Genomic DNA, 12,750 nt, shown 5'->3' with positions numbered 1-12,750 from the left:
CGTCGGGGTGAATGAGGGCCGCCACTTCACCCGGACGGCCCGCTACCGCTGGCGGGGTGCGCCGGCCGCCCTTACCGTGACGGAATGATCGAGCTGCAGGGCCTGACCAAGCGCTACGGCGAGAAGCTCGCCGTCGACGGCCTCACCTGCACCGTCCGGCCCGGGATCGTCACCGGATTCCTGGGACCCAACGGGGCGGGCAAGTCCACGACGATGCGGATGATGCTCGACCTCGACCGGCCCACCCACGGCACGGTCCTCATCGACGGGCAGCACTACCGGCAGCTGAAGGACCCCCTGCGGAGCGTCGGCGCCCTGCTGGACGCCAAGGCCATGCACGGCGGTCGCAGCGCGTACAACCACCTCCTGTGCCTGGCGCAGAGCAACGGCATCCCGCGGGCCCGGGTCCGGGAGGTTCTGGACACGGTCGGCCTGACCTCGGTGGCCAAAAAGCGCTCCAAGGGCTTCTCGCTCGGCATGGGGCAGCGCCTGGGCATCGCCGCCGCGCTGCTCGGCGACCCGCAGATCCTGATGTTCGACGAGCCCGTCAACGGCCTCGACCCCGAGGGCATCCACTGGATCCGCAATCTGATGAAGAACCTCGCCTCCCAGGGGCGCACGGTCTTCGTCTCCTCGCACCTGATGAGCGAGATGGCCCTGACGGCCGACCATCTGATCGTCATCGGCCAGGGCCGGCTGCTCGCCGACACCTCCATGGCGGACTTCATCAAGCAGAACTCGCGGTCGTACGTGCGGCTGCGCTCGCCCGAGGCGGAGCGGCTGCTGGACGTGCTCGCGGGCGCCGGGATCACGGCGGTGACCACGGCCGACGGCCATCTGGAGGTCGACGGCACGGAGGCGGCGCAGCTGGGCGAGCTCGCCGCGCGCCACCGGCTCGTCCTGCACGAGCTGAGCCCCCAGCAGGCGTCCCTGGAAGAGGCCTTCATGCAGCTCACCGCCGAGTCCGTGGAGTACCACGCGCACAGCGCGCCGCCGCCGGGTGCGGACGCGCCGCCGGGCGGTGCCCCCGGTGGGACCGCGGCCGGCGCTCCGGGTGCCGCCCCGCCCTCGCCCCGTGCGGCGTGGGGTGCCGGCTGGCAGAAGAAGGGATCCTGACGATGGCGTTGGCAGTGGCGGTGACGGGCCAGGTCCTGCAGTCGGAATGGACGAAGATCAAATCGGTGCGGTCGACGGTCTGGACGCTGGGTCTGGCCCTGGTGGTCACCGTGGCGCTCGGCGCCCTGATCAGCGCTTTCACCAGCAACAACTTCAATCAAATGCCGGTGCAGGACCGGGTGAAATTCGACCCGACTTTTACGAGTTTCGCGGGAATGGGACTCGGCCAGCTCGCCATGATCGTGTTCGGCGTACTGGTAGTGACCAATGAATACAGCACCGGAATGATCCGGACTTCCCTCGCGGCGGTTCCGCAGCGCGGCACGTTCCTCTTCAGCAAGATCGCCGTTGCGGCGCTCGTCGCGTTCGTGATCGCGATGCTGACCAGTTTCGTCTCCTTCTTCACCGGCCAGGCGATGCTCGGCGAGCACCGGACGTCGCTGGGCGGCGAAGGGGTCCTGCGCGCGGTGATCGGCGGCGGGCTCTATATGACGCTGATCGCGGTCTTCTCGATGGGCATCGCGGCGGTGCTGCGCAGCCCCATGCTCTCGCTCGGCATTCTGATGCCGTTCTTCTTCATCATCTCCAACATCCTGGGCGCCGTGAGCGCCACGAAGAAGGTCGCGCAGTACCTGCCCGACCAGGCCGGCCGCAAGGTCATGCAGGTGGTGACGATCGCGGACGACGCGCCGTACGGGCCGTGGGGCGGCTTCGCGATCATGCTGCTGTGGGTGGCGGCGGCGCTGGCGGGCGGGTACGCGGTGCTGAAGCGGCGCGACGCGTAGCGCCTTGCCGGCGGATCTTTTGTACGCGGGAGTTCCGGTTCCTCCGGATTCCGCCGGGCCCTCGCCGCGGGGGTGACTCGCCGTGGCGGCGGGCATTCTTTCCGGGGCGATGCCCTGCCCGGATGGCGGGGCGTGTCCCGGTAGCGGGGCTCGGCAAGCCCGTCAGCGGGCTTGCCCTTCCGCCGCCGCGGCGAGACACCACCGTGAGCCGTACCGGCAGTGCCGGACCGAGCCGCCCCCGGGCCACGGGTGCCGCGCCGCACCGTCACCCCAGGATCGAGGAGCCGCCTTGACCGACGCCGACCGGAGTCTGCGCGCCCTCGGGCTCGACGGGGCGCCCGCCGAGCTGCCGCTCACCTATCCCGGCCGGCCCGCCGGGGAACCCGCGCTCCTGACGGACGGGCAACTGCTGCCGCTGCGGGCCGGCCCCGGGCCGCTGGGCGGGTGGCGGGTGGTGACGGGCATGGCCGGCCCCGGACTCTCCGGAACGGCCGGCGCACCCCAGCCGGGCGGGAACCCCACCACCGAGCCCGCGCTCGACGAGCTCCTCGACCGGCTCGGCACCCCGCGCAGCGGCACGCGCCGCCCCGTCCTCGCCGTCGGCTCCAACGCCTCCCCCGCCCAGCTGCACCACAAGCTCACCCTGCGCCGCACGGAGGCCACGGTGCCGATGGTGCCGGTGGAGGTGCGCGGCATCGGCGTCGGCTGCTCCGCGCACATCGGGCGGCACGGCTACGTGGCCGCGGCGCCGTACGCCGACCCCGCCGCCCGGCGCACCCTCGTCGCCGGCTGGCTGGATCGCGAACAACTGGCCGTCATCGACGAGACCGAATTCAACTACCGCCGCGTATGGGTCCCGGGCGAGGCGTTCCCCATGACGCTGCCGTCCGGGGAGCCGCTCGGCGGCGCGTACTTGTACGTGAGCCTGCACGGCGTCCTCACCGACCCCGCCACCGGCCGGCCCCGCCCCGGCGGCGGCGATCAGGGCGCCCTCCTCACCGCCCTGCTGGCCGCCTCGGACGAGCTGCGCGAGCTGCTCGGCCCCGGCCCGGAGCGCTGGGTCGAGCGCGCACGGGCGGACGAGGCCGTGCGGGCCACGGGGAAGGCGGTCTTCCGGCGGGCCGGCTGGGCCCGCCCCGAGGGCTTGCCCCAGCTCAACCACGAGTAACGGGAACCGTCAGCTCCTCGTTATGCTCCTAACTCTTACGGGGCCTTACGCCCGAAAGAGCTCGCGAGGGGCGGAGAATGATCGAGGCAGTCGGTCTGACAAAGCGCTACGGCGCCAAGACGGCCGTACACAATCTGTCGTTCCAGGTGCGGCCCGGAGCCGTCACCGGCTTCCTGGGTCCGAACGGATCCGGCAAGTCCACGACGATGCGCATGATCCTGGGGCTGGACCAGCCCACCTCCGGGCGCGTGACCATCGGCGGCCACCCCTTCCGCAGCCTCCCGAACGCGCCGCGCCAGGTCGGCGCCCTCCTCGACGCGAAGGCCGTGCACGGCGGCCGCAGCGCCCGGATGCACCTGCTCTCGCTCGCCCAGCTCGGCGGCATCCCGGCCCGCCGGGTGGACGAGGTCCTGGGCGTCGTCGGCCTGCAGGACGTCGCCAAGCGCCGCTCCAAGGGCTTCTCGCTCGGCATGGGCCAGCGCCTCGGCATCGCCGCCGCGCTGCTCGGCGACCCCCAGGTGCTGCTCTTCGACGAGCCGGTCAACGGCCTCGACCCCGAGGGCATCCTCTGGGTCCGCAATCTGATGAAGCAGCTCGCGGCCGAGGGCCGTACGGTCTTCGTCTCCTCGCACCTGATGAGCGAGATGGCGCTGACCGCCGACCACCTGATCGTCATCGGCCGCGGCCAGCTCATGGCCGACATGAGCGTCAAGGACTTCATATCCGCGAACTCCGCGGACTTCGCGCGCGTGCGCACCCCCGGGACGGAGCCGGAGAGCCGCGAGAAGCTCACGGCCGCGCTCGTCGAGGCCGGCGCCCAGGTGCTGTCCGAGCCGGACGGCGGGCTGCGCGTCACCGGCCTGCCGCTCCCCCGGATCAGCGACATCGCGCACGGGGCGGACGTCCGGCTGTGGGAGCTCTCGCCGCACCAGGCCTCCCTGGAAGAGGCGTACATGCGGATGACGCAGGGCGCGGTCGACTACCGCTCGACGGCCGACCAGGTCGCGGCCCTCGCCCCGCCGCCCCCGGCCCACGGCTACGGCCACCCCGGCGCGCCGGCCCCGCAGGGCTGGGCCCCGCCGGAGGGCAACCCCTACCCCGTGCTGCCGGGCGAGCAGCCCAACCCGTACGCCCAGCCCCCGGCCGCCGCGCCGCAGCCGCCGCAGCCGCTTCAGGCAGCCCCTGCCGCACCGCAGGCCCCGGCGGGCCCGCCGCCCGCCGCGCCCGCCCCCGTTCCCCCGGCGGCCGCGCCCGCCCCCGCCCCCGCCCCTGCCGACCTCACCAAGCGCGACAGCGAGGACGCCCGATGACCACCCCCCAGCCCCAGGCGGCCCACCCGGCGGCTCCGCAGACCGCCCCGCAGGCCGCACCGCACGCCGCGCCCGGCTACTGGCCCGGCACCGCGCCCGCGGGCGGCCCCGGCGGCGGTTACGTGTCGCCGATCCCGGTGCGCAAGGCGACGCTCATGGACGCCCTCGCGGCCGAGTGGACCAAGATCCGCTCCGTGCGGTCCACGATCTGGACGCTGAGCGTCATGGTGGCGATCATCGTCGGCATCGGCCTGCTCATCGCCGCGGGCGTCGACGCCAGCAACAGCAAGATGACCGGCACGACGGCCCTGGCCGCCGGCTTCTTCAGCGTCATGCTCGGCATGATCTGCGTGATCACGCTCGGCGTGCTGACGATCTCGTCCGAGTACGGCACGGGCATGATCCGTACGACGCTGACGGCCTGCCCCGACCGCGTCCGGGTGCTGACGGCGAAGGCGGTCGTCTTCTTCGCGCTGTCGTTCGTGATCACGCTGGTCTGCACGACGCTGGTGGCGATGGCCGACGTCGCGCTCCTGGACGACCAGTCCGACTTCGTCTCGTCGAGCGCCGACTGGCTGAAGGTGACGATCGGCACGAGCCTGTTCATCGGCCTGCTCGGGCTGATCTCGCTCGCCATGGGCACGCTGCTGCGGCACTCCGCCGGTGCGATCACGGTGATGCTGGGCGTGGTCCTGATGCCGCTCGTCGTCGCGATGTTCATGTTCACGGAGAGCCTGTCGAGCGTGCGCAAGGCGCTGTTCGAGTACTCGATCCCCATGCTGCTGTCGGTGTTCTACACCGCCGACGGCCAGGAGACGAGCGGCACCAGCCTCACCGGCTGGGACCCGCTGTGGGTCATCGCGGCCATCGCCGCCGTCGCCCTCGGCGGCGCCTACGCCTCGCTGCTGAAGCGCGACGCATAACCGGCCGGACGCCGGCCGGGGCCGGTGAACCCTCAGTAACGAGGGGCGTTACGGGACCGCTGGAGCCGCGCGCTCCGGCGGTCCCGCGCGTTCCAGCAGGACTTGTGCCAGTGCCGCCGGTCGTCGACGCCGGCCCCGTACTGCGGCCAGGCCACCAAGTGCGGTACCCCCGGCGGGATCTCCTGGTCGCACCCCGGGCAGCGGTAGTGCTTCGCGGCCGCGCCGCCGCCGATCGTGCGGACCGCCCACTCCTCCCCCTGCCAGTCCTCCGTGCGCTCCAGGCCGTAGCGGTCGCCGCCCTCTCCGCGGGGAGCTTCGGACTGCTTGTCTGCGCCGCCTCGCGGGCGGTTTCGGCGCGGAGACACGGGGCACCTCGGTTGGTCTGGGGAGCTACGGGCCGTGACCAGGTTACGCGCCAGAGTCACCGCGGTGGGCAGCCGTCCCCCGGCCCCGCACCGGACACTCTCCCGATCATCATGAAAATCGGGCGCGGAGCCGTGCCCATGGCACGTGTCAGCCGTTATTTCCGGTGGGGGACGCCGCGTCGGTCGCTAGGAGGAGCAAGAGCGATGCGCGTTGGAGCATTCGTCCTGGCCGCCCAGTTCCCGGGCCAAGGCCACACGGAGGCATTGCACCGGGCCGTGCGGACGGCTGTGGTCGCCGAAGAGGCCGGGCTGGATGCGGTCTGGTTCGCCGAGCACCACTTCATGCCGTACGGGGTCTGCCCGTCGGCGGTCACCCTCGCGGCGTTCGCCCTGGGCCGCACCCGCCGGATCCGGGTGGGCACGGCCGTCAGCGTCCTGCCCACGACCCATCCCGTGGCCCTCGGCGAGCAGGCCGCCCTGCTGCACCTCGCCTCCGAGGGCCGGTTCACCCTCGGCGTGGGCCGCGGCGGCCCCTGGGTGGACCTGGAGGTCTTCGACTCGGGCCTGGCCGCGTACGAGGAGGGCTATCCCGAGTCCCTCGCGCTGCTGATGCGGTGGCTGCGCGAGCCCCGCGTCGGGGCGGACGGGCCCACGTTCCGCTTCCGTACGGTGCCGGTCGTGCCCCGCCCCGACGACCTGGAGGATCGTTCCGGCCCGCCCGTCCTCATGGCGTGCACCTCCCCGTCGAGCGTCCGCCTCGCGGCCGGGCACGGGCTGCCGATGCTCCTCGGGATGCACAGCGGGGACGCGGAGAAGGCGGAGATGGTCGCCCTGTGGCGCAAGTGCGCCCGGGAGGCGGGGCGTTCGCCCGAGGAGATCGCCGCCGCCGGTCACGTCTCGGCCGGTGTCGTGCAGATCGGGGACCGGCGGCAGGAGGCCGCGGAGGTGCTCACCAAGGCCATGCCCGGCTGGCTGCAGCAGGGGCTCGCGGCCTATGTGACGGTCGACGGCCGGCCGCGCCCCATGCGGGATCCCGTGGAGTACACCCGGCTGCTGTGCGAGCTCCACCCGGTGGGCCCGCCGCGGCTGTGCGCCGACCGGCTCGCGGCCACCGCGGAGCGCACGGGCATCACGCGCTTCGCCCTGCTGACCGAGGGTTCCGGGGACCTCGCCGCCACCGAGGACAACCTCCGGCGGCTCGGCGCCGAGGTGCTGCCGCTGCTCGCCTGACCCGCGCCGTTCCTGCCGTCCCTTCCCGGGCCGGTTCCGGGACCGACCGTTACCGGGGCCGCTGCCGCTTCCGCACGGATCGACACCTCCCGTGTGCGGAGCGGCAGCACGAGTGCGTCAGCAGTCCCGGAGCTCCGGGGACTGGTTCAGCAACTGGCCCCGGATCGACGTGAAGCGGGCGAAGCGCTCGTCCGCCTCCCGGGCGAGCGGGAACACCGCCACCCGGTGGCAGTTCTGGAAGGCGAGACGCACTCCGAAGTGCCGTTGCAGCGCACCGCGGATGGCGTCACTGGCCAGTGCCCGCAGCAACTGGCCGCGGGCCTGCTCGTCCGGCGGAGGCGTCCGGTTGTCGGCGAACTCGCCACCGTCGATCCTGAGCCGGGCCACCAGGGAGCTGATCATCTCCCACGCGTACGGCAGGGAGGTCCGGACGCAGTCGACGAATTCCGCTTCATCGACCTCGCCTCGCTCGGCCTGTTCAAGGAGGGCCGGTGAGACGTCGAGCGACATGGGTTCTCCTCTCGCGACCCCGCGAGCGGGGTCTCAGGGATGGGCGAGCGGACGACGACGCCCCGTGCCCGTACGGCGACCGCCCGCTTCAACGGTAATTCGGCCACTGCGGGCGCACCAGGAGAGCGCACCGACAACCAGCCAACGCCGAAGGGGCCCATCAGGGGCGAATCGCGCCGGGGGGCAGGAGTCGAGTAGCGTTGCCCACCATGCGTCTCGTCATCGCCCGTTGCTCCGTGGACTACGCGGGCCGGCTCACCGCCCACCTCCCCTCCGCCCCGCGGCTGATCCTCGTCAAGGCGGACGGCAGCGTCTCGATCCATGCGGACGACCGCGCCTACAAACCGCTCAACTGGATGTCCCCGCCGTGCACCCTCAAGGAGGGCGACGGAAGCGTGTGGACCGTGGTCAACAAGGCGGGCGAGAAGCTGATCATCACGATGGAGGAAGTGCTGCACGACTCCTCCCACGAGCTCGGCGTGGACCCCGGCCTCATCAAGGACGGCGTGGAAGCGCACCTTCAGGAGCTCCTCGCGGACCGCATCGAGACGCTCGGCGACGGCTACACCCTCATCCGCCGCGAGTACCCCACGGCCATCGGCCCGGTGGACATCCTCTGCCGTGACGCCGACGGCGCGACGGTCGCCGTGGAGATCAAGCGACGTGGCGAGATCGACGGTGTGGAGCAGCTCACACGCTACTTGGAGCTCCTCAACCGCGACCCGCACCTGGCGCCCGTGCGCGGTGTCTTCGCGGCGCAGGAGATCAAGCCGCAGGCGCGCGTGCTGGCCACGGACCGGGGCATCGGCTGCGTCGTCCTGGACTACGACGCGATGCGCGGGATCGAGGACGACAAGCTGCGGCTCTTCTGACGCGGGACGATCGGCGAACGCCGGACGGGCTGTGACAGCCGTCCGGCGTTCGCGTGTCCGCGCCCGGGAAGGGCCCGGCCCGCTGCCGGGGCCGGGCTCGCGTCCCTCGCCTGTTCCCGGTTACGCGCCCGTGGCCGGCGAGGTGTCGCTGCCGGCGGCCGGCTTGGTGCCCGTGGGGCCGCTCGCGGACGACTGGGTGCTGCCGCCCGGGGCGGGGCCGCTCGCCGAGTTGGACCCGCTGCCGGTGGGCAGGGAGGGCACGGAGGACGTGGGCGGCGTCGTCGTCGGGGGCTTCGTCGAAGGCTGCGTGCTGGGGCCACTGCTCGGCGAGGACGAGTGCGACGGCTTGCTGCCGCCCTGGGAGCGCGACGGGCTCGGCGACGTGCCGCCGGAGGACGGCGGGCCGGACGGCTCGCCGCTCGCGCCCGGGGCGCCGCTCGGCGACGTGCTGCCGGAGGCGCCCGGCGCGGCGGAACCGGAGCTGCCGGCACCGGGCGAGTGGCCCGGCTTGCCGGGCTTGCCCGGCACCTGGGCGTGCCCGGCCTCGCCCGGACCGCCCGGCTGGTCGGCGGTGAGGCTGTTGTCGCCGTCCTGCTGCGAGGCGGACTGGCCCGGCTTCACCCGTTCGGGCGACTTCCCGTCCTGGCCGCCGGAGGTCACCCCAAGGGTGACGACCGTGCCGAGGACGGCGGCGAGCAGGGCGCCCGCACCGGCCGCGACGAGGTTGCGGCGGGCGCCGCCCATCATCATCTTCCGGGCCCAGGGCTGCCGGGCGGGGCCGCCCGGCTTCCCGGCGCGGTCGGCCGCGAGGCGGGCGATGACCGTGGTCGCCACCTCGTCCGGGTCGTGGCCGGGGACGGTCGGGGAGGCGGCGGCGGGCACGGACGGCGGCACGGCGGACTGCTCGCTGCGGGCGGCCGGGATCTCCTCGCCGGCGGGCGTGCGCCCGGCGGGCCGGGGCACGGGCGGCGGCGCCACGGGCGGTACGGCGACGCGGCCGGCGTCGGGCCGGGGAGCGGCTGCGGACGGGCCGCCCGCGGGGCTGCCCGCCGGGGCCGCCGGGGTGAACCCGGAGCGGTCGGCGACCAGCGCGAGCGCCCGGCGGCCCGCTATGGCACCGCGCTTGTCGGCCATGACCCCGCGCATCCCGACGGACGCCTCGAGCTCGGCGCGGGCCCGCTGCAGATTGCCGGTGCACAGCGCCAGCACGCCCAACTCGTGGTGGAAGTAGGCCTCTTCGCCGACCTCGCCGGCGCGCCGGGCGGCTTCCTGGCCGTAGCGCAGGACGCGCTCCCAGGCGCTCCAGTGCAGGGCGGCGGCGAAGGCGGGCGCGGCGGTGCGGGCGAGCAGGACGGCGGCGGAGCGGTGGCCGGGGTTGCCCTCGGCGGCCAGGGCGGCGAGCGCGGCGAGGATCGCGTCGGCCTCGGCGGCGGCCCGCTCGGGGGCGACGGAGGGGTGCCCGGCCCACCAGGCGTAGTGCTGGGCGGCGGCGTGGGCGCGCTCGGCGGAGCCGGCGCCGTACCCCTCGTCGGTGAGCTGGGCGGCGACGCCCGCGGCGAGGCGGTAGTGCCCGGCGACGGCGGTGATCAGGCCGCTGGCGAGCAGCTCGCCGACGGCCGCGTCGGCGTGGGTGTCGCCGACGAGGGCGGGCAGGTGGGCCTGGTGCGGGACCTCGCCGCCGAGGGCGACCGCGAAGCGCAGGGTGTCGCGGGCGGCGTCGCCGAGGCGGGAGGCGAGCGGCACGGCGGGGCGGGACGCCTCGGCGAGCGGCGGCAGCGGCGCGCCCTGGGCGGTGCCGGCCTCGGCCTCGGCGGCGGCGACGTAGGGCCGCTCGGCGACGACGCCGAACTCGTCGGCGGCCGCGGAGTCCGCACCCGGGGCCTCGCCGCTCCGGCCGTCGGCGGGGAGCGCCCCCAGCCGCAGCAGCGCACCGGCCTGGACGAAGCGCAGCGGCAGGCCCTCGGACTCGAACCAGAGGTCCGCCGCCCAGTCGGCCTCCTCGTCCGTCAGGGGCCGGTCGACGCAGAGCTCCAGGAGCTCCAGGCAGGCGGTGCGGTCGAGGCCGCCGAGGAAGACCTCCTCGACGTGCGAGTCGGCGGAGGGCGCGGCGACGTCGGGGGTGGCCGAGAAGAGGAAGGCGCACTCGGGGGTGGCGTCGAGGAGCTCGTCGAGCGCGGCGCCGCCGAATTCGAGGTCGTCCAGGACGACGACGGCGCCGATCTCGCGGACGAAGCCGAGCAGCGCGGCCCGGTCGGGGCGGTACCGGGGCGCGTGGTGGACGGCGGCGAACAGGTCGTACAGGACGTCGGAGACGGTGCGGTGGTGGCCGGTGAGGCGGACGACGCCGTCGGGGGCGAGGTCCGCGCAGTCGGCGGCGACGGCGTCGAGCAGGGCGCTGCGGCCGGAGCCCGCGGGGCCGGTCAGCCGGACGGAGCGGCCGCGCGAGAGCAGCCGGGCGAGCCGCTCGCGCTCCTCCTGACGGTGCAGCAGGGGCAGCTCGGGGCCGGCCCGGCGGGCGGGCGGCGGGGGCGCGGCGGCGCGGAGCAGCTCGGCGCGCTCCTCGGCGGAGTGTCTGCCGGGCGGCGGGGGCACGTCGGCGGGCAGGCAGGGCTCGATCTCGCTGCCGTCGACGGGGTTGACGGTGACGGCGTAGTCACCGGCGACGAGGCGGACGACACGGGCGAGGCCGGGAGCCTCCCCGGCGCTTCCGGCTTCGGAGCCCGGGAGGTCGCGGGGGCCGCCGCCCTCCGGGGACTCGGGTGCGCCCTCGCCGAATTCCTCGGGTCGGTTCGTCGGGTCCATGGTGAAAGCCCCCCAAATTGCGTGGCGTGCCGTCGTGCCCTCCCGGCCTGCCCCACTCCTCAACCCTCGGCCGGGAGTGCCGGCCGGCGCTTCATCGGTGCCCGCCGTGGGCTTTGTCATGCGGCCTTATTGCGGCGGGAAAACCGAACCTCAGACCTGGGCACAGTATCCACGAAGCGGCGGGGGCCCCGCTGCCCGGGGCACGTCACAGTCTCATGACGCGGCGGGGCCGGGGTCACGATCCGGACGCCGCGGGACGAGTGGGGGGCAGGTCAGACGCGGGGCAGGGGCTCGCCCGTCCCGGCGCCGATGCCGCCCTCGATGGCGAGGATGCGGTGCAGCCGGGTGGCGACGAGGAGGCGCTGCATCCGGTCGGGCACGCCGCGCAGGACGAGGCGGCGGCCGGTGCGGCCGGCGCGGCGGTGGGCGCCCATGATGACGCCGAGGCCGGTGGCGTCCCACGAGTCCAGTTCGGTGAGGTCGAGCACGAGGTCCCCGCGGCCCGAGTCCAGGGCGGAGTGCAGGACCGTACGGGCGTCCGCCGCGCTGCGGACGTCGAGGCGGCCGCCGACGACCAGTTCGGCGTGGTCGCCCCTGATGTGCATATGCGCTCCCGGAGAGAGGTCCGATGGTGCGTGGTGACGGTTGATGCCAGTGCGGCCCGGTGGCTCTTGTGGCGCTCATGGTTCTCAAGAACTGACTGGCTCTCACACGACAAGGTTGCCGTCTATGAGCGAACCGATACCTAATTCACCCTCGCGGGTGAACTAGATATCGGTTACCCGGTCCGCTCCGGTTCAGTGCTGGTAAAAGCCCTGGCCGCTCTTGCGGCCCAGGTCACCCGCGTCGACCATGCGGCGCATGATCTCCGGCGGCGCGAACTTCTCGTCCTGGCACTCGGTGTAGATGTTGTCCGTGGCGTGCATGAGGATGTCGATGCCGGTCAGGTCGGCGGTGGCCAGCGGGCCCATCGCGTGGCCGAAGCCCAGCTTGCAGGCGATGTCGATGTCCTCGGCGGTGGCCACGCCCGACTCGTACAGCTTGGCGGCCTCGACCACGAGGGCGGAGATCAGGCGGGTGGTGACGAAGCCGGCGACGTCGCGGTTGACGACGATGCAGGTCTTGCCGACGCCCTCGGCGAACTCCCGGGCCTTCGCCAGCGTCTCGTCGCTGGTCTTGTAGCCGCGCACCAGCTCGCACAGCTGCATCATCGGCACCGGCGAGAAGAAGTGCGCGCCGACGACGCGCTCGGGGCGCTGCGTGGCCGCGGCGATCTTGGTGATCGGGATGGCCGAGGTGTTCGAGGCGAGGACCGTCTCGTCCTTCACCAGGCCGTCCAGCGTACGGAAGATGTCCCGCTTGGTGTCGATGTCCTCGAAGACGGCTTCGACCACGATGTCCGCGTCGGCCGCCGCGTCCAGGTCCGTGGTGGTGGTGATCCGGGCGAGGGCCCGCTCGGCCGCGGCGGCCTCCAGCTTGCCCTTCGAGACGAACTTGTCGTACGAGGCCTTGATGCCGTCCGTGCCGCGCTGCAGCGCCGCGTCGGTGACGTCGCGCAGCACGACGTCCCACCCGGCCTGGGCGGAGACCTGCGCGATCCCGGACCCCATCAGTCCGGCCCCGATGACGGCGAGCTTCTTGGCCACGGCTGTCCCCTTACTCCCTGTGC

The 12,750-nt window shown here is 73.7% G+C and carries 12 protein-coding genes; 7 read left to right on the top strand and 5 right to left on the bottom strand.

What is annotated here, in order from left to right; genetic code table 11:
- The first annotated feature begins 84 nt into the window (after positions 1-84).
- The 5 genes from ACFZCD_RS12520 (at position 85) to ACFZCD_RS12500 (ending at position 5,302) form a co-directional block, all read left to right on the top strand.
- A complete protein-coding gene (locus tag ACFZCD_RS12520; RefSeq protein ID WP_391829825.1) occupies positions 85-1,116 on the top strand; it encodes an ATP-binding cassette domain-containing protein in 1,032 nt (343 codons plus the stop codon).
- A gap of 2 nt (positions 1,117-1,118) precedes the next feature.
- Entirely contained in the window at positions 1,119-1,901 is a 783-nt protein-coding gene (locus tag ACFZCD_RS12515) for an ABC transporter permease (RefSeq protein WP_391829823.1), read from the top strand.
- Positions 1,902-2,190: 289 nt separating this feature from the next.
- Positions 2,191-3,069: a hypothetical protein gene (locus tag ACFZCD_RS12510; protein WP_391829821.1), complete on the top strand. Its 879-nt coding sequence runs from the start codon at positions 2,191-2,193 to the stop codon at positions 3,067-3,069.
- Between the two features lie 77 nt (positions 3,070-3,146).
- Positions 3,147-4,379, top strand: coding sequence for an ABC transporter ATP-binding protein (locus ACFZCD_RS12505; protein WP_391829819.1), 1,233 nt, complete (start codon positions 3,147-3,149; stop codon positions 4,377-4,379).
- Entirely contained in the window at positions 4,376-5,302 is a 927-nt protein-coding gene (locus tag ACFZCD_RS12500; protein ID WP_391829817.1) for an ABC transporter permease, read from the top strand. Before ACFZCD_RS12505 ends, ACFZCD_RS12500 begins: the two co-directional genes overlap by 4 nt.
- Before the next feature lie 32 nt (positions 5,303-5,334).
- On the opposite strand, the gene ACFZCD_RS12495 is transcribed toward ACFZCD_RS12500, so the two are convergent.
- Entirely contained in the window at positions 5,335-5,667 is a 333-nt protein-coding gene (locus tag ACFZCD_RS12495; protein WP_391829815.1) for an ATP/GTP-binding protein, read from the bottom strand.
- A gap of 204 nt (positions 5,668-5,871) precedes the next feature.
- Here ACFZCD_RS12495 and ACFZCD_RS12490 point away from each other — a divergent pair, with 204 nt between their 5' ends.
- Positions 5,872-6,897 (top strand): LLM class flavin-dependent oxidoreductase, encoded by a 1,026-nt coding sequence (locus ACFZCD_RS12490; RefSeq protein ID WP_391829813.1) that lies wholly within the window; start codon positions 5,872-5,874, stop codon positions 6,895-6,897.
- Between the two features lie 117 nt (positions 6,898-7,014).
- Here ACFZCD_RS12490 and ACFZCD_RS12485 read toward each other — a convergent pair whose 3' ends face one another.
- On the bottom strand, positions 7,015-7,407 hold the full coding sequence (locus tag ACFZCD_RS12485) for an SCO5389 family protein (RefSeq protein WP_391829811.1): 393 nt from the start codon (positions 7,405-7,407) through the stop codon (positions 7,015-7,017).
- 209 nt (positions 7,408-7,616) lie between these two features.
- Here ACFZCD_RS12485 and nucS point away from each other — a divergent pair, with 209 nt between their 5' ends.
- Complete coding sequence (gene nucS / locus ACFZCD_RS12480; protein ID WP_391830361.1) at positions 7,617-8,279, top strand: endonuclease NucS; 663 nt, start codon at positions 7,617-7,619, stop codon at positions 8,277-8,279.
- Between the two features lie 120 nt (positions 8,280-8,399).
- Here nucS and ACFZCD_RS12475 read toward each other — a convergent pair whose 3' ends face one another.
- From ACFZCD_RS12475 to ACFZCD_RS12465, 3 genes are all read right to left on the bottom strand, one after another.
- Entirely contained in the window at positions 8,400-11,081 is a 2,682-nt protein-coding gene (locus ACFZCD_RS12475) for an ATP-binding protein (RefSeq protein WP_391829809.1), read from the bottom strand.
- A 272-nt stretch (positions 11,082-11,353) separates the two neighbouring features.
- Positions 11,354-11,686: an STAS domain-containing protein gene (locus tag ACFZCD_RS12470; protein WP_391829807.1), complete on the bottom strand. Its 333-nt coding sequence runs from the start codon at positions 11,684-11,686 to the stop codon at positions 11,354-11,356.
- Positions 11,687-11,878: 192 nt separating this feature from the next.
- Positions 11,879-12,727, bottom strand: coding sequence for a 3-hydroxyacyl-CoA dehydrogenase family protein (locus tag ACFZCD_RS12465; protein WP_391829805.1), 849 nt, complete (start codon positions 12,725-12,727; stop codon positions 11,879-11,881).
- Positions 12,728-12,750: the final 23 nt, after the last annotated feature.

Source organism: Streptomyces sp. NPDC008001, assembly GCF_042958085.1.
In the GTDB taxonomy this organism is placed as follows: Bacteria; Actinomycetota; Actinomycetes; order Streptomycetales; family Streptomycetaceae; genus Streptomyces.
The sequence above is the reverse complement of the archived record's forward strand: the minus strand, read 5'-3'. Positions and strand labels throughout refer to the sequence as shown.